This window comes from Bradyrhizobium sp. AUGA SZCCT0431 (genome assembly GCF_018131065.1).
Lineage (GTDB): Bacteria > Pseudomonadota > Alphaproteobacteria > Rhizobiales > Xanthobacteraceae > Bradyrhizobium.
Window position 1 is genome coordinate 34,529 of record NZ_JAFCLR010000021.1, and the last position, 23,910, is coordinate 58,438.

Annotated in this window: 22 protein-coding genes; 3 read left to right on the top strand and 19 right to left on the bottom strand. The window is 64.3% G+C overall.

What is annotated here, in order from left to right:
* Nucleotides 1-5: 5 nt before the first annotated feature.
* The 5 genes from JQ567_RS21185 to JQ567_RS21205 form a co-directional block, all read right to left on the bottom strand.
* A complete protein-coding gene (locus JQ567_RS21185; protein ID WP_212440583.1) occupies nucleotides 6-956 on the bottom strand; it encodes an ABC transporter ATP-binding protein in 951 nt (316 codons plus the stop codon).
* Nucleotides 953-1,933, bottom strand: a complete 981-nt coding sequence (locus tag JQ567_RS21190) for an ABC transporter ATP-binding protein (protein WP_212440584.1) — start codon at nucleotides 1,931-1,933, stop codon at nucleotides 953-955. Before JQ567_RS21190 ends, JQ567_RS21185 begins: the two co-directional genes overlap by 4 nt.
* Nucleotides 1,930-2,796 (bottom strand): ABC transporter permease, encoded by an 867-nt coding sequence (locus JQ567_RS21195; RefSeq protein ID WP_212440585.1) that lies wholly within the window; start codon nucleotides 2,794-2,796, stop codon nucleotides 1,930-1,932. Before JQ567_RS21195 ends, JQ567_RS21190 begins: the two co-directional genes overlap by 4 nt.
* A complete protein-coding gene (locus JQ567_RS21200; RefSeq protein WP_212263424.1) occupies nucleotides 2,793-3,710 on the bottom strand; it encodes an ABC transporter permease in 918 nt (305 codons plus the stop codon). The genes JQ567_RS21195 and JQ567_RS21200 overlap by 4 nt, the downstream gene beginning before the upstream one ends.
* Before the next feature lie 240 nt (nucleotides 3,711-3,950).
* Nucleotides 3,951-4,835 carry a dihydrodipicolinate synthase family protein gene (locus JQ567_RS21205; RefSeq protein ID WP_212440586.1) on the bottom strand — a complete coding sequence of 295 codons (885 nt, stop codon included), beginning with the start codon at nucleotides 4,833-4,835 and terminating at the stop codon, nucleotides 3,951-3,953.
* Between the two features lie 144 nt (nucleotides 4,836-4,979).
* On the opposite strand from JQ567_RS21205, the gene JQ567_RS21210 reads away from it, so the two are divergent.
* On the top strand, nucleotides 4,980-6,392 hold the full coding sequence (locus JQ567_RS21210; protein ID WP_212440662.1) for an FAD-binding oxidoreductase: 1,413 nt from the start codon (nucleotides 4,980-4,982) through the stop codon (nucleotides 6,390-6,392).
* A gap of 23 nt (nucleotides 6,393-6,415) precedes the next feature.
* Nucleotides 6,416-7,081 (top strand): GntR family transcriptional regulator, encoded by a 666-nt coding sequence (locus JQ567_RS21215; RefSeq protein ID WP_212440587.1) that lies wholly within the window; start codon nucleotides 6,416-6,418, stop codon nucleotides 7,079-7,081.
* Between the two features lie 132 nt (nucleotides 7,082-7,213).
* Here the strand turns inward: JQ567_RS21215 and JQ567_RS21220 are convergent, their stop codons facing one another.
* The 8 genes from JQ567_RS21220 to JQ567_RS21255 form a co-directional block, all read right to left on the bottom strand.
* On the bottom strand, nucleotides 7,214-8,626 hold the full coding sequence (locus tag JQ567_RS21220) for an amidase (RefSeq protein ID WP_212440588.1): 1,413 nt from the start codon (nucleotides 8,624-8,626) through the stop codon (nucleotides 7,214-7,216).
* A 3-nt stretch (nucleotides 8,627-8,629) separates the two neighbouring features.
* A complete protein-coding gene (locus JQ567_RS21225) occupies nucleotides 8,630-10,972 on the bottom strand; it encodes a molybdopterin guanine dinucleotide-containing S/N-oxide reductase (protein ID WP_212440589.1) in 2,343 nt (780 codons plus the stop codon).
* A 214-nt stretch (nucleotides 10,973-11,186) separates the two neighbouring features.
* Complete coding sequence (locus tag JQ567_RS21230) at nucleotides 11,187-12,062, bottom strand: amidohydrolase (RefSeq protein WP_212440590.1); 876 nt, start codon at nucleotides 12,060-12,062, stop codon at nucleotides 11,187-11,189.
* A 21-nt stretch (nucleotides 12,063-12,083) separates the two neighbouring features.
* Nucleotides 12,084-12,467: a RidA family protein gene (locus JQ567_RS21235; protein WP_212440591.1), complete on the bottom strand. Its 384-nt coding sequence runs from the start codon at nucleotides 12,465-12,467 to the stop codon at nucleotides 12,084-12,086.
* Between the two features lie 29 nt (nucleotides 12,468-12,496).
* Entirely contained in the window at nucleotides 12,497-13,300 is an 804-nt protein-coding gene (gene hpaH, locus JQ567_RS21240) for a 2-oxo-hept-4-ene-1,7-dioate hydratase (protein ID WP_212440592.1), read from the bottom strand.
* A gap of 3 nt (nucleotides 13,301-13,303) precedes the next feature.
* Nucleotides 13,304-14,164, bottom strand: a complete 861-nt coding sequence (locus JQ567_RS21245; RefSeq protein ID WP_212440593.1) for a fumarylacetoacetate hydrolase family protein — start codon at nucleotides 14,162-14,164, stop codon at nucleotides 13,304-13,306.
* A gap of 10 nt (nucleotides 14,165-14,174) precedes the next feature.
* Entirely contained in the window at nucleotides 14,175-14,792 is a 618-nt protein-coding gene (locus JQ567_RS21250; RefSeq protein ID WP_212440594.1) for a flavin reductase family protein, read from the bottom strand.
* Between the two features lie 10 nt (nucleotides 14,793-14,802).
* Entirely contained in the window at nucleotides 14,803-15,780 is a 978-nt protein-coding gene (locus JQ567_RS21255; protein WP_212440595.1) for a tripartite tricarboxylate transporter substrate binding protein, read from the bottom strand.
* 282 nt (nucleotides 15,781-16,062) lie between these two features.
* On the opposite strand from JQ567_RS21255, the gene JQ567_RS21260 reads away from it, so the two are divergent.
* Nucleotides 16,063-16,863: an IclR family transcriptional regulator gene (locus JQ567_RS21260; protein WP_212440596.1), complete on the top strand. Its 801-nt coding sequence runs from the start codon at nucleotides 16,063-16,065 to the stop codon at nucleotides 16,861-16,863.
* Nucleotides 16,864-16,911: 48 nt separating this feature from the next.
* Here the strand turns inward: JQ567_RS21260 and cbbX are convergent, their stop codons facing one another.
* The 6 genes from cbbX to JQ567_RS21290 form a co-directional block, all read right to left on the bottom strand.
* On the bottom strand, nucleotides 16,912-17,790 hold the full coding sequence (gene cbbX / locus JQ567_RS21265) for a CbbX protein (RefSeq protein WP_212440597.1): 879 nt from the start codon (nucleotides 17,788-17,790) through the stop codon (nucleotides 16,912-16,914).
* Nucleotides 17,791-17,930: 140 nt separating this feature from the next.
* Nucleotides 17,931-18,350 carry a ribulose bisphosphate carboxylase small subunit gene (locus JQ567_RS21270; RefSeq protein ID WP_212032722.1) on the bottom strand — a complete coding sequence of 140 codons (420 nt, stop codon included), beginning with the start codon at nucleotides 18,348-18,350 and terminating at the stop codon, nucleotides 17,931-17,933.
* An 11-nt stretch (nucleotides 18,351-18,361) separates the two neighbouring features.
* Nucleotides 18,362-19,822 carry a form I ribulose bisphosphate carboxylase large subunit gene (locus JQ567_RS21275; protein WP_212440598.1) on the bottom strand — a complete coding sequence of 487 codons (1,461 nt, stop codon included), beginning with the start codon at nucleotides 19,820-19,822 and terminating at the stop codon, nucleotides 18,362-18,364.
* Nucleotides 19,823-19,877: 55 nt separating this feature from the next.
* A complete protein-coding gene (gene fba, locus JQ567_RS21280; protein ID WP_212440599.1) occupies nucleotides 19,878-20,960 on the bottom strand; it encodes a class II fructose-bisphosphate aldolase in 1,083 nt (360 codons plus the stop codon).
* 34 nt (nucleotides 20,961-20,994) lie between these two features.
* Nucleotides 20,995-23,031 (bottom strand): transketolase, encoded by a 2,037-nt coding sequence (gene tkt / locus JQ567_RS21285; RefSeq protein ID WP_212440600.1) that lies wholly within the window; start codon nucleotides 23,029-23,031, stop codon nucleotides 20,995-20,997.
* A complete protein-coding gene (locus JQ567_RS21290; protein ID WP_212440601.1) occupies nucleotides 23,028-23,903 on the bottom strand; it encodes a phosphoribulokinase in 876 nt (291 codons plus the stop codon). The genes tkt and JQ567_RS21290 overlap by 4 nt, the downstream gene beginning before the upstream one ends.
* Nucleotides 23,904-23,910 lie beyond the last annotated feature (7 nt).

Consider the following 23,910-nt stretch of genomic DNA (forward strand, 5'->3'; position numbering starts at 1 on the left):
ACACTCTATGCCAGATGGCACTCTACCATTCCCTGGGGCGCGCGGGCCATGGGCGTTGGTGCCACACGGCGGCAGCGTTCGACGGCGATGCCGCAGCGCGGATTGAACCGGCAGCCCGGGGGAATATTGGCCGGATCCGGCATGGCGTCGCCGAGGCCGATATCGGGCACGCCCCGGCCCGGCTCCGGCGTCAGCACGCTTTGCAGCAACGCCTGCGTGTAGGGATGACCGGGCGCACGAAACAGTGCGTCGGTTTCGTTGCGCTCGACGAAACGACCGAGATACATCACCGCGACCTCGCTCGCGACATGCTCCACGACAGCCAGATTGTGGCTGATGAATAGATAGGTGAGTCCGAGATCGCGGCGCAGATCGGCGAGCAGGTTGAGGATTTGCGCCTGCACGGAAACGTCGAGCGCGCTGGTCGGCTCGTCGCAGATCACGATCCGCGGCTCGAGCACCAGCGCACGGGCAATCGCCGCCCGCTGGCGTTGCCCGCCGGAGAGTTGCGAGGGCATGCGCTCGCCCATCGCCGCCGAAAGCCCGACGCGTTCGAGAATTTGAGCGACCCGGCGCTCGATTTCCGCGCGTGAGAAGGTGCCCTGGGCGGTCAATGGCAGCGCGACGATGTCCTTGATGCGGTGCCGCGGATTGAGCGAGGCGAACGGATCCTGGAAGACCGGCTGGATCAATCGCGCCCGCGCCTTTCGGTCGAGATCGAACAGGCGCTTGCCGTCGACCAGCACGGTCCCCGCCGTCGGCTTCAGCAGCCCGAGGATCAGCCGCGCGAGGGTGGATTTCCCGCAGCCGGATTCGCCGACAATGCCGAGCACGCTGCCCGCCGGCACGCTGAAGGTAACGTCGTCGACCGCGATCACGCGTTTTTCCGCTGCGAACCAGCCGGCGTTGACCCGGAACTCGCACCGCAAATTCTGGACTTCGATCGCGACGCTCATGCGGGCTGCGGCTCCGAGAATTCCGGTGCGAGCCGGCAAAGATAGTCGTGCGCGCCACCTGCCTGGCGGCGCGGAATCTCGCGTTCGCAGCTGGCATCGGCATGGGAACAGCGCGAGCGGAACGCGCAGCCTGCAAAGCCGGGTCCGATCGCCGGCACCACGCCCGGGATCGAGCCGAGCGGCCGGTCGCGCTGCACCCGGCCCGGCACCGGCACGCAGGACAGCAGTCCGCGCGTATAGGGGTGTTGGGGGCTGCGGAACAATTCCGCGGTCGGTGCGCGCTCGACCACCTCGCCCGCATACATCACCGACACCCGGTCGGCGACGCGGGCGACGATGCCGAGGTCATGGGTGATCAGCAGGATCGCAAGGCCGAGCTCGCGCTTCAAGGTCGCCAGCAGCCGCAGGATCTGGGCCTGCACGGTAACGTCGAGCGCGGTGGTCGGCTCGTCGGCGACCAGCAGTTCGGGATCGCACATCAACGCCATCGCGATCATGACGCGCTGTCGCAAGCCGCCGGAAAGCTGGTGCGGGAACTGGCCGAGCCGCATCTCCGGCGCGGTGATACCGACGCGGCCCATCAGTTCGACCGCGCGCTCGAGCGCGGCGGTGCGCGAGCCGCCCTTGTGGCGGGTCAGCACCTCAGCCATTTGCGAGCCGATCGTAAAGGCCGGGTTGAGGCTGGTCATCGGCTCCTGGAAGATCATCGAGATCCGATTGCCGCGCAGGCGCGCCATCTCGCGGTCGGACAGCGAAAGCAGATCCGTGCCGGCAAAGCTCATGCGTTTGGCGGAGCGCCGGCCACCGCGCGCGAGCAGGTTCATGATCGACAGCGCGGTCACCGATTTGCCGCAGCCGGATTCGCCGACCAGGCAATGGGTCTCGCCCTTCTCGACCTGCAACGAGGCGCCGCGTACCGCCGCGCTGCGGCCGCCGAACATCACTTCGAGATCCTCGATGTCAAGCAATGCGCTCATCGCGACCGCTCCGAGCCGAGCAGATTGCGCAATCCGTCGCCGACCAGGTTGATGCCGAGCACCAGGACGAACAGCGCGACACCGGGCACCATGATCACCCAGGCCGAAAAGAACATGTAATCCTTGCCCTCGGCGATCATCAGACCCCAGGACGGCAGCGGCGGCGGCACGCCGAGGCCGAGGAACGACAGCGCGGCCTCGAGCAGGATCGCGAGCGCCATTTCCAATGTTGCCACCACGGCAAGATGGCTCGCGATGTTCGGCAGGATCTCCTTGATCAGCAAATGCGGGGTCGAGGCGCCGGCGCAGCGGGCGGCGTTGACGTAATCGAGGCTGCGAATCTGCATCGTGGTCGCGCGCGCCACCACTGCGAAACGGTCCCACAACAGAAGCCCGAGGGTCGCGACCACGAGGCCAAGGCCCGAACCCATCAGCCCCACGACTGCGAGCGCGACCAGCACCACCGGGATCGACAGCCGCGTGGTGATGGCGAACAGCACGGCGTCGTCGATGCGGCCGCCGAAGAAGCCGCCGAGCACGCCGAGCGTGATGCCGATCAGTCCCGACGTGATGACCGTCATGATGCCGATCAGCAGCGAAATGCGCGCGCCGTACACCAGCCGCGCCAGATAATCGCGGCCGAGTTGATCGGTGCCGAGCAGATGCCCGGCCTGGGTGCCCTCCATCCAGAATGGCGGCTTGAGGCGGTTGCCGAGGTCCTGGGTGAAGGGATCATGCGGCACCAGCTGATTGCCGATGATCGCGGCCACCGCGATGATGCCGACGATGACGATCCCGACCGTGAAGCCGGCCACGCCGACCCGCGACGTCAGCGGCGCATGGATTGCAATCGGTTCGCTCATCCGGTCCGGAGCCTCGGATCAAGCAGCGCATTGAGGATGTCGGAAAGCAGCGTGAGGCCGATATAGATCGCCGCCAGCACCAGCACCACTGCCTGCACGACAGGAAAATCATTCTTGGCGATGCTCTCCCAGCCAAGATAGCCGACGCCATGCAGCGCAAACACCGTTTCGATAACGATCGAGCCGCCAAGCATGAAGCCAAGCTGGACGGCGGCGATCGACACCACAGGGATCGCGGCATTGCGCAGCGCGTGCTTGAAGATGATGCGCGCGCGCGACAGGCCCTTGGCGCGCGCGGTGCGGATGTAGTCGGACGCCATCGCCTCGATCATGCCGGAGCGGGTCAGCCGCGTCAGCGCCGGGATTGCCGTAAAAGCGAGCACGATGCCCGGCATCACGAAGTGCTGCCAGGTTCCGGTGCCTGAAATCGGCAGGATGCCGAGATTGAGACCGAGCACGATCATCAGGATCAAGGCGAGCCAGAAGCTCGGGATCGCCTGCCCCACCATCGTGAACATGGTGACACCGCGGTCGAGCCAGGTGTTCTCGCGGACCGCCGCGAGGATGCCGAGCGGGATCGAGATGATCAAGGCCAGGCTCAGGCCCACGAGGCCGAGTGTCAGGGTGATGGGCAGGCGCCGCGCGATCAGGTTGGAGACGCTGTCCTTGAAGAAGTAGCTCTGGCCGAAATCGCCGACCATGGCCCGGCCGACCCAGGAGAAGAACTGGACGTAGAGCGGACGATCGAGGCCGTAGGCCTTGCGAATGATTTCGACGTCGGCCTGCGTCGCGGAAGGCCCGGCGATTGAAATGGCAAGGTCGCCCGACAGCCGCGTCAGCATGAATGCAAGCGTCATCACCGTGAGCGCGACCAGGAGGCCGAGACCGAGACGCCGGGCAATCAGAAGCAGCATCGAGAAGTCCAATACCGAAACGCAACGAGAGTGTTCAGGTCGGTGTCCCCTACCCGAAGCGACCGCACGGTGTCATCAAACAGACCCTCCATGCAAGAGCACGACTTGCCACATGCAAGAGCCGCGCCGCGGCCACGAGCAAGAGCCGCGCCGCGCGCGGGTTTCTGGATGCAGGCCTCGCCCCGGGGGTAGCTTCAAGCGTTGCGTACGCACGCAAAACGTCGGCTTGATTTGAGACGTTCAGGCGACCTCCGGGCTCATCAACGTCTCCAGCTTCGCCTTCAAAACCGCGCCGTCGGCGCACTGGCGCAGCGGTGGACGCACCCGCAGCCAGCCGGCGTCGCCGCTCTGCGCGGCGAGAATTGCCTTCAAGGTCGAGGGGAACGACGGCCCGCTCGCCACGACGTCGATGGCGGCCTGCATGCGCGCTTCCGTCCCCGCGCCGTTGATCATGGCCTGAACCAGGCCAGGCACGACATTGCCCATTCCGCAGATCGTGCCGGCGCCGCCGGCTGCGATGGCGCGGGCGATATCGGTTTCGTTGCCGACCGTAATCGCAAGCTCGGGCGCGGCGGCACGAAACGCCTGGAATTGCCTGAAGTCGCCGCTTGAGTCCTTGAGACCAGCGACGACAACGCCGTAGCGCTTGCGCAGACTGGCCGCCACCGCGACCGGCACGGCGACGCCGGACACCTGCGGGATATGATAGAGCGTGGCGCGAAGGCGGTCGTCAGCCACGGCATCGAAAATCGCGGCGAACGCATCCTCGATTCCCTCAGGCGTGACGTCACGGTCGAAATAGGGCGGCAGGATCAGGACATGGTTCAATCCCAGGCTCAGCGCCGAACGCGCCAGTGCAATGCTGTCGGTGATGGCGGGAAAACCGCCGCCAAGCCCGATGCGCGACGACGCCACGCCGGCCTTGAGCAACGCCTCGACGGTCGCGATCCGCTCGGCCACACCGAATGAGGTGCCCTCGCCGGTGGTGCCGAACAGCACGACGCCGTCGACGCCTTTTTTGAAGAGGTTGAGGGCGTGCCCCGCCAGCTTCGCGTGATCCACGGCCCCACTGGCCGTCAGCGGTGTGGGCGCAGCCGCCCAAAACCCGCGAATTGCTGCTGTCATGACCTCTCCCATTGCATCTGGACGCCTCAAGCGGCCTTCTTGACTTCTGTTGTACCTTACATACAAGAACACCTCAACTCGGTATTGAGCAGGCCGCGCTGCCAAAAACGCATGGACGCGCGACGGATCAACAAAGGCTCCGCCATGGATGCGATGACGCGACCCGAACGACCGCTGGAGCTGCTGAGCGGCTTGCGGCTCAAACTCGGCCCGCAGGCGGTGCTGACCGGCGCCGAAATTCCCGCCCGAAATTGCAACGACTGGAGCGCGAGCCTGCCGCAAACACCGATCGCGGTGGTTCGGCCGCTGGACGCGGCCGGCGTATCTGAGGCGATCGCGACATGCCGCAAGGCGCAGCTGCCATTCGTGCCGCAAGGCGGATTGACCGGCCTGTGCGGCGGTGCTTCTCCGGAACCGGGCTGGGTCGCCATTTCGCTGGAGCGAATGGTCGGCATTGAAGAGATCGATCGCGCCAGCGCGACCATGACGGCGAAGGCCGGCACGCCGCTGGAGACGATTCAAAAGGCCGCGGATGAAGCCGGCTTCTTCTTTCCGCTCGATTTGGGATCGCGCGGCTCCTGCGCGATCGGCGGCAATCTTTCCACCAATGCCGGCGGCAATCGCGTCATCCGTTACGGCATGACGCGCGAACTGGTGCTTGGCCTCGAAGTGGTGCTGCCGGACGGCACCATCGTCACCAACCTCAACAAGCTCCTGAAGAACAATGCCGGCTACGATCTGAAGCATCTCTTCATCGGCTCGGAAGGCACGCTCGGCATCATCACCCGCGTCGTATTGCGGCTGTTTCCGAAACCGCGCTCGACCATGGCGGCGCTCTGCGCAGTGGCTGACTATCCTGCGGTGCTGGCGCTGCTCGACGCGGCGCGTGGCGGGCTCGGTCCGCTGCTGTCGGCGTTCGAAGTGATGTGGCCGGACTATTGGGAGGTGATTACGGCGCGGGCCGACGTGCGCTCGCCGGTCGGCACCGGTCATGGTCTCTATGTGCTGGTGGAGGCGCAAGGCACCGATGAGAGCATCGATGCGCCGCAGTTCGAAGCATGGCTCGAAGACCTGATGGCGCGCGGACTGCTGCTGGACGCCGCCGTCTCGCAATCGGTGGCGCAGACCAAGGCGTTCTGGGCGGTGCGCGACATCTGTTCGGAATTCGGCCAAGTGCTCGGCCCGCACATTTCCTACGATATCGGGCTTGCGGTGGCGCGGATGGATGAGTTCGTCAGCCGCTGCAAGGCCGCACTGGCCAGCGGCATCGCCGGATGCGAGAGCGTCTATTACGGCCATATCGGCGACGGCAATCTGCATCTGGTGTCCTGGGTCGCAGGCCTGCCGGTCGAGCGCCAGCCGAAGGAAGCAATGGACGCGATCATCTACGGCCTGGTGCGCGACATGGGCGGCAGCGTCTCCGCCGAACACGGCATCGGCACGATGAAGAAGAAATGGCTCGGCCATGCGCGCAGCGAAGCGGAGATCGCGCTGATGCGCACGCTGAAGGCGGCGCTCGATCCCGATCATTTGCTCAATCCCGGAAAGGTGATCTGATCGAGGCGGAGGCAAGAGAGCCCATGAAATCGCTCAAGCTCGATGCACCAAAGTCGCTATCGCAGCGGGTCATGCTGCGGCTGCGTCAGGCCATCATCGATGGCGAATTCGGACTGGGTGCGGTCATTTCCGAAGAGATGATCGCGCAATCGTTCGGCGTCAGCAGAACGCCGGTGCGGGAAGCGATGGGTCTCCTGCAGTCGCAGGGGCTCGTGGTGATAAGGCCGCAGGTCGGCAGCTTTGTCTTTACCCCGAGCGCTGCCGACATCTCGGCGCTTTGCGCGTTCAGGATTATCATCGAGCCCAAGGCCGCCGATCTCGCCTATCGTTATGACCGCGCCGGCGCGGTCGCGGCGATGCAGTCCGCGATCTCGGAGATGGAGCAGGCGCTGAAGGCGAAGGACAACGTCGCCTATGGGCGAGCGGATACCGCGCTGCATGAGGCCTTCTTCGCGCACTGCGGCAATCGCTATCTTGTCGAGTCCTATCAACTGGTATCGGGACGCGTGGCCGCGCTGCGCACCAATTTGAGCGCACCGGTCGACGTCCAGACACCGGCCTCGTTCGACGAGCACCGCAAGCTGCTCCACCTGTTCGAGCGTGGCGAGCTCGCGGCCTTCGAGACACTGATGACGTCACACATCGGCAATTCAGGGCTGACCTACGCGCGGGCGCTGGAAGTTGCTTAGAGCGTTTTCGAGCGAAAGCCTGCCCCGGACTTGATCCGGGGTGGATACCGGTTCGCGTTAAGAAAACGCGTCAAAACGAGACTCTAGAGCTTCGGTAGAACCGAAGCTCTAGGCGCTCCGCCGTTGCGCTTCTCAAGCGATCGGCGGACGCGCTGCGGCCCATGGGCGTGCGGCCTCGAACGCGGCGGACATTTGCAGCACGCCGAGATCGTCGCAGCGCCGGCCGACGATCTGCAGCCCGACCGGCAGGCCTGATGCGGTGAACCCGCAGGGAATTGACGCGGCCGGATTCTGCGCCAGGTTGAACGGATAGGAAAACTCCGCCCACGACATCCAGTCCCACGGATGCTGCGGCCAGTGGTCGGGTTGTAACTGCGTGGCGGGGAATGCCGCAACCGACACCGCCGGTGTCAGGAGGAAATCCCAGTCCTCGAAGAAATGGTGGATCTCCGCGCAATAGGCGAGTTTTGCGACCTTCATTTTGAGATAGTCTGACAGCGTGATGTGCTGTCCGGCTTCGAAGCATGCGACAAAGCCCGGATCCAGCCGGTCGCGGAATTCGGCGACGCGATCCGCGTAACGGCTGTAATGCGCGGGCCAGAAAAAGCGCGCCAGTTCCGGGCCTTTTGGTCCCCACGGGGTCTTGACCTGTTCGATGCGCCAGCCGAGCTCGGTTTCGAACGCCTCCGCGGCCTTGCGCACCAGCGCCGCCACCTCAGGGTCGACGCGGGCATGGCCGAGATCCGGGCTGAACGCGATACGCGGCGCGCGCGGCCGGTTCGCAAGCTGGCCGGGATAGTCGGCCGGCGGCCCTTCAAGGCTCGACTGATCATCGGGATGACGGCCGGCCATCACTTTTAGCATCAGCGCGGCGTCGGCGACCGTGCGCGTCAAAGGACCGAGATGCACGGTGTTATCGCTCGGCGTCATCGGCGATTGCGGCACGCGCCCGTAGGTCGGTTTCAATCCGTAGACACCGCAAAAATGCGCGGGCATGCGGATCGAGCCCGCGCCGTCACTGCCTTGATGGAGCGGGCCGTAGCCCGCCGCAGCGCCTACACCCGCGCCGGAAGAAGACGCACCGGCGTTCAAACCGAGCTTCCACGGATTATGCGTGACGCCGGTCAGCGGACTGTGGCTGACACCCTTCCAGCCGAATTCGGGCGTGGTGGTCTTGCCGAGGATGATGGCGCCCGCCTCGCGGAGCCGCGCGACCGCGACGTTATCGGCTGACGCGACCTCGCCGCGGAACAAATAGGTCCCGCGTTCGAACGGCATGCCGCGCACCGGTTCGAGATCCTTGATGGTGACGGGAATGCCGTGCAGCGGCCCGAGGGAATCTCCCTTGGCGAGCGCGCTGTCGGCCGCCGCCGCCGCGGCCATCGCCTCTTCCGCCGCCAGATGGGCAAAGCCGTTCAGTTTGGGCTCAAGGGCTGTGATGCGCTCCAGCACCGTCGATGTGATTTCGACGGAGGATAATTCCTTGGCGCGGATCGCGTCCACCAGCTCCGTTGCCGGCGTGAAGCAGAGATCGACTTTATCCATGACCTAGCTTCCGCGCTTCGCGGTCACGGGCGGATCGTAGGCCTGGATCGGCGGCAGATTGCCGGTGAAACGTTCGACCTCGGCGGTCGTCAGTTGCCCGGTGCAGCCCTGCGCCAGAGAGGACGTGCCGACGTCCCGCGTCAGGACGTTCGGATTACCGTGCACGCAAAGCGAGGCCTCTTCCTGGGGATCGGCGGGATCATACCAGGCGCCGGTGGCCAACTGGATGACGCCCTGCCGGATGTCGTCGGTGACGCGTACACCCGCGAGGCACGCGCCGCGCTCGTTGAACAGGCGAATGATGTCACCATCGGAAATCCCGCGCGCGGCGGCGTCGATCGGATTCATGCATGCGACCTCGCGTCCGCGATGCTTCGAGGCTGCACTGTGGCCACCGAAGTCGAGCTGGCTGTGGAGCCGCGTAGCCGGCTGGTTGGCGACAAGGATCAGCGGCGCCGAAGGCGCCGGCACCTGCACCCGCTCGAGCCAGGCCGGATGACCCGGACAATCCGTCTCGCCAAAGCCCGCGATGGTCTCCGAGAAAATCTCGAGCTTGCCGCTGGGTGTCGGCAGCTTCGCTCCATCCGGATCTTCGCGGAAACGGCGCAGCTGCCCGCCATCGTCGGGGTGTTGCGGCATGATCAGGCCGTCGCTCTTCCAGAATTCGTCGAAGCTCGGCGCCGGGAAACCGCGCTCCGCCAGCCCCTGCCGTGTCGGCTCGTACAGATGCTCCAGCCATTGGCGGACGTTGCGGCCTTCGGTAAAGGCTTCGCGCTTGCCGAGGCGTTCGGCGAGATCGGAGAAGATGGCGTAATCGTCCCGCGCTTCACCATAAGGCGGCGCAATCTGCTGCATCGGCACCAGCAAGGGATCGTTGGCGTTGGCGCCGATATCCTCGCGCTCCAGCGTCATGGTCGCGGGAAGCACGAAATCGGCATGCCGGGCCGTCGCGGTCCAGGCCAATTCATGCACCACCAGCGTATCGACCTGCGCGAAAGCCTTGCGCAGGCGATTGATGTCCTGATGATGATGGAAGGGGTTGCCGCCGGCCCAGTAGACCAGACGGATATCGGGATAGGTCTTGGTCTTGCCGTTGTAGCGATAGGTGCCGCCGGAGTTGAGCAACATGTCGGCGATGCGGGCGACCGGAATGAATTCGGTGACGCCGTTACGGCCTTGCGACAGCGTCGGCGTCGGCACGGCGTTATAACGTCGGCCGTAATACGCGATGGCTCCGAGTGCATAGGCATAGCCGCCGCCCGGCAGGCCGATCTGCCCCAGCACTGCTGCGAGCACCGCGCCCATCCAGACCGGCTGCTCGCCATGTTCGGCCCGTTGCAGCGAGTGCGAGACCACGATCAGCGCGCGGCGGCCGTGAAGCTTGCGTGCGAGCGCCACGATGGTGTCGGCCGCAACGCCTGATATCGCGGCGGCCCATGCCGCGTCCTTGGGCTGGCCGTCCGTTTCGCCCAGAACGTAACGCTCGAACACCGGCCAGCCGACCGTGAAGCGATCGAGGAAAGCGCGATCGTGCAGGCCTTCAACGACCAGTGTATGCACCAGCGCCAGCATCAGGGCGACATCGGTGCCCGGGATGTTGCTGATCCATTGCGAGCGGGCCTCGTCCGGCAAATCGCCGCGCAGCGGGCTCACATGGACGAACTCGCAGCCGCGCGCGGCGGCGCGCGCCATCGCGCCACGCTCGACATGCTTGCTGGTGCCGCCGCCGGCCACCATGCTGTTCTTCAGCGCCATGCCGCCGAAGGCGAGCACGACATCGCTGTGCTCGGCGATCTGCTCCCAGGAGACGTTGCGCTTGGTCAAATCCTCGTAGTCGCCGATGATGTGGGGCACCACGACGGTGGCGGCGCCGGAACTATATGAATTGACCGACTTGACGTAGCCGCCCATCGCGATGTTCAGGAAGCGGTGGACCTGGCTTTGCGCATGGTGAAAGCGGCCCGCACTCGACCAGCCGTAGGATCCGCCGAACACCGCGCCCGGGCCATAATTATCCCGCACGCGGGCGAGTTCCGCGCCGAGCAGGTCCAGCGCGTCCTTCCAGGACATCGGCACGAACTCATCGCGGCCGCGGCGCGCGTCCGGCCCGCGCTTTCCTTCGAGCCAGCCGCGGCGCACCATCGGCTGCGCGACGCGCGCGCGATGACGCAAGGCGCCGGGAAAGTTGTCGATGATCTGGTTCGGATCGGGATCATCAGGATGCGGCCGAACCTCGAGCTCATCGCCCTGCCAGCGCGCCGAAAACACGCCCCAATGGGACGAATGCGGCCGGAAAGCTGCGCCGGCTGGGGAAGCGGGAGGGGTTTTCTCGGTCACATCGGTCATTCGAAATCTCTCATCGCCATGTGGCGCACGCGCCAGCGCACTTCTGCTGCCGACAGTCTAAACCTATCGGCCGCCGGGAGCATTGCGAAATTAGAGAGAGTGGCCTGCTTGGCCGGGGCCTCGACGGCTCGCCCGATGCGTTGATTCGGCGCACCCCGGAAGTGCCCCGGGGCTTATTTGCGCCTCCAGGAAGTCATGAACCCGCGCAACATCTTCACTCGTGAAAGCCAAATAGCCTGGCCGGATTGGTCACCAGAATTTTCTCTAGCTCCGCCTCATCGGGCGCGTAGCGATAGAGCAGCTCCAGCAAATCGGCGTCGTTGGGGGGCTGGACCACCGAGACCGGATGCGGCCAATCGCTGGCCCATACGCAGCGGTCGGGCGCGGCCTCGATATAGGCGCGGGCGATCGGAATGACGTCGTCCCACGGCGGGCCGGCCTTCGAGGTCTTCTCGCCGAGCGACAGCATGACCCAGAAATTGCCCTTTGAGAGCAGGTCGAGCACCGCGCGCAGGTTCGGATCGTCCTTGCCGCGCAGCGGATCGGGCCGGCCCATGTGATCGATCAGGACAGGTACGTTCAGCCCGCGGATCTTGTCGAGATTCCCGACGATGCCGTCCTTCTCGGGCTGGAACTTCGCATACCAACCAAGTTCGCGGATGCGCGCGATGGCGCGCTCGAAATCCTTGTCGGACAGCACCGCGCCAAGCTCTTTGCGGAAACTGAAGCGCGCCCCTCCGACACCTGCGGCATCGAGCCTGGCAAGATAGGCGTCATCGGCTTCAGCAAAGACCAGTGCGTTGGCGCAGGCGCGATAGTTCGGCCCCATCGCAGCCAGGCCATCGAGCACCACGGAATGATCGGCGCCATAGGTCGTGGTTTGCACGATGATGCCGCGCTCGATGCCGAGCGCCTTGTGGACGCGCAGCGCTGCCTCCCAGGTCGCTGATGGCATCTGGTAGGCCGCCCCTGCCCGGACCGGATATTTTTCCACCGGCCCCAGCACGTGAAACTGGCTGTCCATGCTCTTCGGCGGCGGCAGCCTCAAAGGACGGCGCGGGTTCGGATCGAACGGAAGGTAGCTCGGCATGGCGCGTCTCTCTTTTCAGGCTCAATCGATCACGGCGGTGAAGTCGCACTGCACCAGCGCGCCGCCGTCCATGTTCATTTGCAGCGCATGACGGGCGGGGCGCGAATGCTCGTCGGGAAACATCTTCAGCCACTCCACATTGACCGGCGCGCGCTGGGTGCGATCCTGCAGCCACACCGTCATCTTGATGATGTCGTCGGTGCTGCCGCCGCCGGCTTCCACGATGGCCTTCATGTGGGCGAACATGTTGGCGCACTGGTCCTCGATGCGTTCCGACATGGCGCCGGTTGCGGGATCGCGACCGAGGATGACGCCGGACATCAGGAGATTGCCGATCCGGCATGCATTCGGAATTGGATTGGCATGCTTGAACTCGCCGATATGGATGCTCTTGCGTCGCGCCATTTGCACACCTCGTTTTGATAAATATTCGCTCAGACGAATTGGCAGGAAACCGATCCGAATGGACCGTAATCGGCGTGAAACGTATCGCCCTTGCTGATTTCGACCGGGCGCGTAAAGGACCCCGCCAACACCACCTCGCCCGCGGCCAGGTGCTCGTCATGGAGAGCCAGCCGGTTGGCGAGCCACGCCACGCCATTGGCCGGGTGGTTGAGGACGCCGGCCGCGATTCCGGTCTCTTCGATTTGCCCATTGCGAAACAGCAATGCTCCGATCCAGCGCAGATCGGCCTCCAGCGGCCGGAACGGCCGGCCGCCGACCACCAGCGCCGCGTTCGCCGCGTTGTCGGAGATCGTATCCGTGACCTTGCGCGGCGCCTTTGTTTGGGGATCGACCCGGTGCATGCGCGTTTCGAGAATTTCGAGCGCGGGCGTGACGTAGTCGGTGGCGTTGAGCACATCGAACAGCGTGCAGTCCGGCCCCTTCAGCGGCGCCTTCAGGACGAACGCCAGTTCGACCTCGATGCGCGGGGCGTGAAAACGGTCGAACGGAATGGTGCCGGCGTCCGAATAGAACATGTCCGCGAACAGCACGCCGAAGTCAGGTTCGGAGATGCCTACTGCGTTCTGCATCGCCTTCGACGTCAGGCCGATCTTGTGGCCCTTGATGATCCGGCCGCGCGACAGCTGGACCTTGGTCCACGCCCGCTGGATCGCATAGGCATCCTCGATCGTCAGATCCGGATACTCCGACGTGAACGCAGGGATCAGCGATTTGCTGCGTTCGGCTTCGTCGAGGCGCTGCGCCAGGCGGTCGATGGTTTGCGGATCGAGCATGATCTAGGCCTCCGCGGCAACGACGTTGCGCAGCATACCGATGCGGGAGGATTCCACCTCGACCACGTCGCCCGGCTTCAGCCAGCGGGGCGGGTCGAACCTCGCGCCCGCGCCGGTCGGGGTGCCGGTTGCGATCATGTCGCCCGGCTTCAGGGTCGCGAAGGTGGAAAGGTATGCGATCAGGAAGTCGAACGGAAACATCAGCCGCTCGGTGGAATCGCTCTGACGCACCTCGCCATTGACGCGGGTGACGATATCGTGCGGCCCGCGCGGATCGCATTCGTCTGATGTGACGATCCACGGCCCGACGCTGCCGGAGCGATCGAAATTCTTGCCCTGCGTGACGTTGAACTTGCCGTGATGCAGCCAGTCGCGCACGCTGCCTTCGTTGCACAGCGTCATGCCGAAGATGTGGTCGAAGGCACGCTCGCGCGCGATGTGGCGCCCCGCCTTGCCGATCACGATGACGAGCTCGCCCTCGTAATCCAGTTGCTCGGATATTTTCGGCTTCTCGATCGGCTGGCCGGACCCGACCACCGAGGACGGGTTGCGGACGAACAGGCTCGGATATTTCGGCAGGTCGGAATTGTCTTTATATTCGGCGTTGCGATCCCGGTAGTTGACGCCGATGCACCACAGCTTTTCCGGAGCCGGGATCGGCGACCGCAATGTGAGATCGCCGAGCGCATGGTCCGGCGCTTGTCCGGCGATGGCCGCGCGCGCGGCCTCGAGGCCGTCGCCGGCGATCAGGGTCCGCAAATCGGGAAACTTGGTGCCGATCCGGCTGCTCAGATCAACGACACCGCCGTCGACGGCAGCGCCAAAGCACGGTCGTCCGTTGGCGTGATAGCTCAGAAGACGCATGTGGCTTCCTTCAGGATTCGGATTTCGAGGTCTGGAACACAGGCTTCAGGGTGACGATCTCGCCGAGCCGCGCGTAGCGCGGACCGCCGATGCGTGCGATCGGGTCCAGCGCCTCGGTCTCGATCTTGCCGTTCTGCAGCAGCCCGTCGCGGACGTGGAACACCAGCACTTCGCCGACGATCAGCCGGCTGCGGGTCTCGCCGAATTCGAGGCATTGCCGAAAGCGGCATTCCATCGCGATCGGTGCTGCGGCCAGACGGGGCACCTTGATGCGCTCGCTCGGCAGCGTCTCGAGCGCCAGCTCCTCGACCTCACTGACATCGGGCGGATGTTCGGTGGAACTCTCATGCACCGCCGTCATCAGGCTCGAATCCGCGATGTGGACGACGTATTCCTCGTTGTTGAGAATATTATGCGCCGTATCCTTGTAGATTCCGGCCTTGCGGCCGACGCTGATCGCCAGCATCGGCGGCTTCGGCGAGACAAAGGTAAAGGCGCTGAACGGCGCAAGGTTGACGGTGCCGCCGCCCGACAGGCTGGTGACCCAGGCGATCGGACGCGGCACCACGATGCCGGTGATCAGCCGGTAGGCCCTCTCGGCATCGAGTTCTGATGGATCGATCCGCATCGCGGGTCCCTCAATCGGTCTTGATATTCGCTTTGCGGACGACGGGGATCCATTTGGCGTCCTCGGCCTCGAGATAGCTCTTGAACGCCGCCGGCGTCATCGTGACGGCCTCCGCGCCGAGCGTATTGAACTTTTCGACGATCGCGGGATCCTTCAGTATCGTCGCCATCGTATCGTGCAGCTTCGTCACGATCTCGGCGGGCGTACCTGATGGTGCGAACAGGCCGGTAAAGGTCTGGCCGTCGAATTCCTTGTAGCCGAGTTCGGCGAAGGTCGGCACGTCAGGTATCCATGAGGCGCGGTGGCTGCCGGTGACGGCAAGTGCGCGCACATTTCCATTCTTGATGAAGGGCAGTCCGACCGAAATCTGGTCAAAGGCAAACTGCACCTGCCCCCCGATCAGATCGTTGATGGCGGGCGCGTTGCCGCGGTAATGTGCCGTCACCCATTGGACGCCGAGCGTCGACTGCACGAGTTCGCTGAGCAAATGATTGGTGGTGCCGGCGCCGGGCGAGGCCATCGTCATCTTGCCGGGCTCGCGGCGGGCGAGATCGAAAAATTCCTTCAGATCCTTTGCCGCCACCGACGGATGCACCTCGAGCACCAATGGCGTCATCGAGATCGAGGTGATGGGCAGGAAATCACGTTTCCAGTTGTAGACGTCGCGCTTGGCGATCTCGGGGGCGAACAGCACCGGTCCGTTGGCGCCGACAAACAGGGTGTAGCCGTCGGGCGTGGATTTCGCGAATGCCTCGCCGGCAATCAGACCGCCGGCACCGGCCTTGTTTTCCACGATGAAGGGCTGCCCCAGCATGGTTTGCAGCTTGTCGGCGATGATGCGCGCGGCTCCGTCGACATTGCCGCCGGCCGGATAAGGCACGATGAGCTTCACCGACCGTGCCGGCCATTGCTGGGCCGCGGCCGGAGTGCTCGACAGCGCCGCGATCAATGCCGTGACCGCGATGCCGGCGATGGCGAACAATCTCATTGCATCCTCCCGAGAGCGAGCAGCTGGAGCAACCCGCTACTCTTGTTTGTTGTGGTGCGAGCGGCCGCCCGTCTGCCGATACGTGCATCGCGCCCAGAGCCTTTTCCGTTCCGATTGAATCGGAACGGGGCTCTGGATTCTTGATTTGACGCGTTTTCTTGACGCGAACCGGTATCCACTTCGCTGGAAAACGCTCCAGTGATCCGATCTTGCCCTGCGGGCTTCCCTTGTCGATGGAATTGTGGTGTTTTTGTCCACATTATGGACATTGGATGAACCCAGATGACGGATGGCCGGCGGCGCGACAGACCGGAGCCGCAGCAGGGCGGACAGGCGATCCGCCGCGCCTTGACCGTCTTGCGGATTCTAGCGGCCGGCCGGGAAACCGGCGTGCCGTTGTCGGAGGTCGTTCGGGCAACGTCCCTCACCCGTCCTACCGTGCATCGGATCGCGCAGGTGCTGATCGAGGAAGGCATTGTCGAGCGCAGCGCTCAGACCGGACGCTACGCAATCGGCCGCCAGGTGGCGGAATTGGCGCTGGCGCGGCAATCGCGCTCGCCGCTGCTGGTCGCGGCCGAGCCTTATCTGGCGCGGGCGTCCGCACAGCTCGGCGATACCTTGTTTCTGACGGTGCGCACCGGGCTCGATACGCTATGCGTCGCGCGCCGCATCGGCTCGTATCCAATCCAGGTGCTGTCGATCGAGGTCGGCGCGCGGCGGCCACTCGGGGTCTCCAGCGCGGGCGTGGCAATTCTGGCCGCTATGCCGGCTCCGGAGGCGCGCGGGATCGTCCTCGCCAACGAGGCGAGATTCATGGCCTATCGCACCGACCTGTCGACGGTACTGGGGCAGATCCGGCTTGCACGGCGCCGGGGCTACAATTTGCGCGACGTCGGCCTCGTGCAAGGAACGAAATCGCTCTCGGCCTGGATCAGGAGTCCGGATGGCCAACCCGCGGCGGCGATCACCCTTTCAGCGGTAAGGAACAGGCTCAGTCCGCGCCGTGCCGTCGAAGTGTCTGATGTCCTCATCGCCGCTGCACGAGAGATCGAGCGAACGATACCGAATGCGTCAGGCGGCTAACCGATGGGGCTTCGAAACGGAACAACAGCGTAGCGCCGGACTCTGGTCTTAGGACTTGTCCTTCAGGAACACCCGGCTGGCGAGCACGTCCGACGCCTGCAGCGACATCACGTCGTCGGCGTCCAGCATGCGGTCGAGATCGGCGACGAGACGATTGGCCTGGCGCAGCCGCATGCGGTCGAGCGCGTTTCGGATCGAGCGCGCGTTGGAGAACAGCGGCTGGGTGACGCGCGCGGCGATGTAGCGAATGAATGCCTCGCGCGCTTCGTCGCTGAACTTGTAGTTCATGTCGTGCAGCATCAGCTCGCCGATGGCGAGCAGCTCATCATTGGAATAATCCGGAAAATCGATGTGATGGGCGATGCGGGAGCGGAAGCCCGGATTGCTGGCGAAGAACTTTTCCATACGGTCGCCATAGCCGGCGAGGATCACCACCAGATCCTCGCGCTGCGATTCCATCACCTGCAGCAGGATCTCGATCGCCTCCTGGCCGTAGTCCCGTTCATTGTCCGGCCGATTGAGATAATAGGCCTCATCGATGAACAGCACGCCGCCCATCGCTTTTTTCAGCACTTCCTTGGTCTTGGGCGCGGTGTGGCCGATATATTGCCCCACCAGCTCATCGCGGGTGACCGAGACGACATGGCCGCGGCGGACGAAGCCAAGCCGGTGGAGGATGCCCGCGATCCGCAGCGCCACCGTGGTCTTGCCGGTGCCGGGATTGCCGGTGAACGACATGTGCAGCGTCGGCGTGTCCGTCGTCAGATTCATGCGCTTGCGGATACGTTCGATCAGCAACAGCGACGCGATCTCGCGAATGCGGGTCTTGACCGGCTTCAGCCCGATCAGTTCGCGGTCGAGCTGCGTCAGGATATCCTCGATGCCGACGGCCTCGAGCTCTTCGCGGAGATTGACCCGGTCTGTCATTGGTGAGGCATCCAAATCCATCTGCAAACCTCAACGCCTTTCGGGAAAAAAACTCCGCCGCCGCTTTCGCAGCGACGGAGCAGTACATCCGGCCGGGGTCGATGAGGGAGATCCGCCGGCCGGCAGGGGTAAAAGGCGAGCTAACCGTAGCGACCGCCCTCGGGGCGATCGACCGCATAGGACTTCGTGGTGTAGCGGATGTTGCGGCCGGCCATCTCGTGCCGCTCGAGGCGGAAGCCGGGTTCGTCCTTTGGTCGGTTGACGATGAAGGACAGCCGCACCGATTCCCAGCCGTGGCTGTTATCGAACGCCGACAGGCGGATGTAGCTGTTGCCATACACCTTGCGGCATTGACCGAGCTCCATCATCACGCCGGCAGCGTCGCGGAGATCGAACATCGGCAATCCCCACATCTCCCAGAAGCTGTTGCGGGGATGCGGATCGTCGGTGAATTCGATGTTCACCGCCCATCCCTTCTCCAGGCAATACTGGACCTGGCGGGAGATCTGCTCGTCGGTGAGGTCAGGCAGGAACGAGAAGCAGCCCTGGGTAATACGCATGATTTCGCTCCTTACATTGCGACGCTGGGTGTGGGGACGTAGTCCGGCATGTCGGTCGATTCGTAGTTGAAGGTGACGTTCTTCCAGACTTCCAGCGCCGATTTCAGCGGCGTGCAGGTCTCTGCCGCCTTGGCCAGAATTTCCGGCCCTTCGCGCAGATAGTCGCGGCCCTCGTTGCGGGCGAGTATCATCGCTTCCAGCGCCACGCGATTGGCGGTCGCGCCGGCCTGAATGCCCATCGGGTGACCGATGGTGCCGCCGCCGAACTGCAGGATCACGTCTTCGCCGAGATGATCGAGCAATTGGTGCATCTGGCCGGCGTGAATGCCGCCGGATGCGACCGGCATCATCCGGTTGAGGCTGGCCCAGTTCTGGTCGAAGAACACGCCGTGCTCGAGCCGCATTGGATTGTAGTCCTCGCGGCAGATATCGTAATAGCCGCGCGTGGTCGCCGGATCGCCCTCGAGTTTGCCGACCACGGTGCCGGCATGGATATGATCGACGCCCGCCAGCCGCATCCATTTCGCGATGACGCGGAACGAGACGCCATGACTGCGCTGCCGCGTGTAGGTCGAATGCCCTGCCCGATGCAGATGCAGGATCATGTCGTTGCGCCGCGCCCATTTCGCCATCGACTGGATCGCGGTGTAGCCGATCACCAGGTCGATCATGATGATGACCGAACCGAGTTCCTTGGCGAATTCGGCGCGTTCGTACATGTCCTCCATGGTTCCGGCGGTGACGTTGAGATAGGTACCCTTGATCTCGCCGGACGCGGCCTGCGCCTTGTTGACCGCCTCCATGCAATAGAGGAAGCGCTCGCGCCAATGCATGAACGGCTGCGAGTTGATGTTCTCGTCGTCCTTGGTGAAGTCGAGGCCGCCCTTCAGCGCCTCGTAGACCACGCGTCCGTAATTGCGGCCGGAGAGCCCGAGCTTCGGCTTCACGGTGGCCCCCAGCAGCGGGCGGCCGAACTTGTCCATGCGCTCGCGCTCGACCACGATGCCGGTCGCGGGCCCCTGGAATGTCTTCACATAGGCCACCGGCAGCCGCATGTCCTCCAGCCGCAACGCCTTCAGCGGCTTGAAGCCGAACACGTTGCCGATGATCGACGCCGACAGGTTGGCGATCGATCCATTCTCGAACAGGTCGAGATCGTAGGCGATATAGGCGAAATATTGCCCCGGCGAGTTCGGCACCGGATCGACGCGGTAGCACTTCGCGCGGTACTTTTCCGCTGCCGTGAGCCGGTCGGTCCACACCACGGTCCAGGTCGCGGTCGAGGATTCGCCGGCCACGGCCGCCGCGGCCTCGATCGGATCGACACCATCCTGCGGCGTGACCCGGAACAGCGCGATGATGTCGGTGTCCTTTGGCACATAGTCGGGCTCCCAATAGCCCATCTTCTTGTATTCCATGACGCCTGACTTGTAGCGTTCCTTGCCGCGAATGGTCATCGAGTGCTGGTTCATACTGGTTTCCTCATGTTGCGTGCGGCGGCTGGTCGGGAGCGTGGGGACCAAAAGGTCATGCGGCATTGGTCATCTCCCCGATGCGGGGGTCGAGCGCGCCGGAGCGATAGCGCCTCGCCATCTCGGCCAGTGGAACGACCTTGATCTTCGAGGCATGGCCGGCGGTGCCGAACTGCTCGAAGCGCTCACGGCAAAGGTCGCGCAGCGCGTCCATCGCGGGCTTGAGGAATTTGCGCGGGTCGAATTCGCTGCGGCTTTGCGTCGCGACCTTGCGGAACGCCGCGGCCATCGCCAGCCGGCAGTCGGTGTCGATGTTGACCTTGCGGACGCCATGCTTGATGCCGCGGACGATCTCCTCGACCGGCACGCCCCAGGTTTGCGGCATCTCGCCGCCGAACTGGTTGAACATGTCCTGCAGCGGCTGCGGCACCGAGGACGAGCCGTGCATCACCAGATGCGTATTCGGCAGCCGGCGATGGATCTCCTCGACCACCCGCATCGCAAGGATATCCCCGTCCGGCTTGCGCGAGAACTTGTAGGCGCCGTGCGAAGTGCCCATCGCGATTGCCAGCGCATCGACCTTGGTGGCGCGGACGAAATCGACCGCCTGGTCGGGATCGGTCAGTAGCTGATCGTGGCTGACCTCACCCTCGACGCCGTGGCCATCCTCCTGTTCGCCGCCGCCATGCTCCAGCGAACCGAGCACGCCCAACTCGCCTTCGACGGAGGCGCCGATCCAGTGCGCCATGTCGACGACGCGGCGGGTGATGTCGACGTTGTAGTCGTAATCCGCCGCAGTCTTGGCATCGGCCTTGAGCGAGCCGTCCATCATGACCGACGTGAAGCCATGCTGGATCGCGGTGGCGCAGGTTGCTTCCTCATTGCCGTGGTCCTGGTGCAGGCAGAGCGGAATCTGCGGATGCATCTCCTCCAGCGCGTCGATCATCTTCGAGAGCATGATGTCGTTGGCGTAGGAGCGCGCGCCGCGCGAGGCCTGGATGATGACCGGCGCATCGACGGCGGAAGCCGCCTCCATGATCGCGAGCCCCTGCTCCATGTTGTTGATGTTGAACGCCGGCACGCCATAGCCGCGCTCGGCGGCGTGATCGAGCAATTGCCTCAATGTGATCCTGGCCATTAGAACCTCCGTGTCATTGTTGGTGTGCGGGGTGTCATGCGCCGTCCACCGCCATCCTCGCGCGCGCGATGCAGCGCAGGGCCGCTTTTGCTACGGCGTCCGCGGTGATGCCGAATTCGCGATAGAGTGTTTCGGCCGGTGCCGAGGCGCCAAAGCCGGTCATGCCGACGAACTCGCCGTCGTCGCCGAGCCAGCGCGCCCAGTCGCCCTCGACCGCGGCTTCGACACCGATGCGCGGCACGCGGCCGAGCACCGCAGTGCGGTATTCGCGCGACTGCTGGCGAAACAGATCGAAACATGGCGCCGAGACCACGGCCGCGCGAACGTTGAGGCTCGCCAGCAATTCGGCGGCGTGCATGGCGATCGATACTTCCGAGCCGGTTGCGATCAGCGTGACGTCACGGCCTTCCTCCGGATCGACCACGACGTAAGCACCAAACGCGACCAGATTTGGCTCGCCAGCTTCGCGGAACGTCGGCATCGCCTGCCGCGACAGGCACAGCAGCGACGGGCTATTTTGGGCGCGCAACGCGCAATCCCACGCTTCTGCGGTTTCAACGGCATCGCCGGGGCGAAACACCAGCAGATTGGGGATCGCCCGCAGCGATGCCAGATGCTCGACCGGCTGGTGAGTGGGGCCATCTTCGCCCAGTCCGATCGAGTCGTGCGTCATCACATGGATGACGCGGATACCCATCAACGCCGCCAGCCTGATCGCGGGGCGGCTGTAGTCGGCGAAGCTGAGAAACGTACCGCCATAGGGAATGAAGCCGCCATGCAACGCGATGCCGTTCATCGCCGCCGCCATCGCGTGCTCGCGGACGCCGTAGTGAATGTAGCTGCCGCTGAGGCAATCGGCCTGCACCGGCCGATGCGTCTTGGCGCGCGTCAGGTTGGAATGGGTCAGATCGGCGGAGCCGCCGAGCAGGTTCGGCAACGCCTCGGCGATCCCGTCGATCACCAGCTGCGAGGCCTGCCGGGTCGCGATGTTCGGCCGCTCGGCGGCGAAGCGATCGCGCAGGCCCGCCATCGCGTCGACGTAGCCGCACGGCAGATTGCGATTGAGGGCATCGTGAAACGGCGAGCGCGTCGCGGCACTGACGCGCTTGGTCCGCTCGATCCAGCTGCGGCGGGCGGCATGCCCGCGTGCGCCGGCGTTGCGCCATTGCGCCACGATATGCTCCGGAATCTGGAACGGCGGGTGCGGCCAGTTCAGCGCATCGCGGGTCTTTGCGACCTCATCGGCGCCGAGCGGCGCGCCATGGGCCTTTTCGCTGCCCTGGCGGTTCGGCGCTCCGAAACCGATCAGCGTGCGGCAGGCAATCAGCGACGGCCTATCGCTGGTGCGGGCCCGTTCGATCGCAGCGGCGATGGCTTCAGGGTCGTGGCCGTCGATCCGGCAGGCCGACCATCCGGAGGCCTTGAACCGCGCGAGCTGGTCATCCGAACACGACAGCGAAGTCGCGCCATCGATCGAAATCTCATTGTCGTCGAACAGCACGATCAGCCGATTGAGCCTGAGATGGCCGGCCAGCGAGATTGCCTCATGGCTGAGGCCTTCCATCAGGCAGCCATCGCCTGATATCACATAGGTGAAGTGATCGACGTAGTCGTCGCCGAACCGCGCATTCATCAGCCGTTCGGCGAGCGCCATGCCAACGGCCGTGGCGATGCCCTGCCCGAGCGGCCCGGTGGTGGTTTCGACGCCAGGGGTATGGCCGTACTCGGGATGTCCCGGCGTCTTCGATCCCCATTGCCGGAAAGCCCTGAGTTCATCCGATGTCACGCCCTCATAGCCCGTCAGGTGCAACAGCGCATACAGCAGCATCGAGCCGTGACCGGCAGACAGCACAAAGCGATCGCGATCCGGCCACGCCGGGTCGGCAGGATCGAACTTGAGGAATCGCGAGAACAGGACAGTCGCGACGTCGGCCATGCCCATCGGCATGCCGGGATGACCGGATTTTGCTTGTTCAACCGCATCGATCGCCAGAAAGCGGATCGCGTTGGCCATTTCCGCGTGTGAAGCATCCGGATAACCGGCAATACGGGACAGGACGGGAGCGTTCATGTCGTGCGCCTCTTGCGTTCCATCAGTTGCAGGATCAGCGGGGTGAGGATGAGCTGCATCGCCAGATCGAGTTTCGCGCCGTGGATCACGATCGAATTGGCGCGCGACATGAAGCTGTGCGGGATCATCGACAGTAGATACGGAAAATCGATGCCGCGCGGATTCTTCAGGCGGATCACCACCATTGATTCATCCGGCGTCGGAATCCACCGCGCGATGAACGGGTTCGACGTATCGACGGTCGGCACGCGCTGGAAATTGATGTCGGTCTCGGCGAATTGCGGACAGATGTAGTTCACGTAGTCTGGCATGCGCCGCAGGATGGTGTCGGTCACCGCCTCCGCGGTATAGCCGCGGGCGCTGCGGTCACGGTGCAGCTTCTGGATCCATTCCAGGTTGATGACAGGCACGACGCCGATTTTGAGATCGGCATGCTGTGCGACGTTGACCTTGTCGGTGACCACAGCGCCGTGCAGTCCTTCGTAGAACAGCAGGTCGGAATTCTCAGGCAATCGGCGCCAGTCGGTGAACGTGCCCGGTTCGGCGCCGTACAGCTTCGCCTCTTCGTCGTCGTGGATGTAGTGGCGAGTGGTTCCGGTGCCGGATTCGCCGTAGTCCCGGAACATCCTTTCCAGTTCGACAAACAGGTTGGTTTCCGGACTGAAATGGCTGAAATGCTTGTTGCCGCGCTCGGCTTCCTCCAGCATTTTCGTGCGCATCTCGAAGCGATTGTAGCGGTGGAAGGCGTCGCCTTCGATATAGGCCGCAACCACCTTTTCGCGGCGGAAGATCTGCTCGAACGTCTTCTTCACCGACGTCGTGCCGGCGCCCGACGAACCCGTGATTGATATGATGGGATGAGCCCGCGACATGTCGATC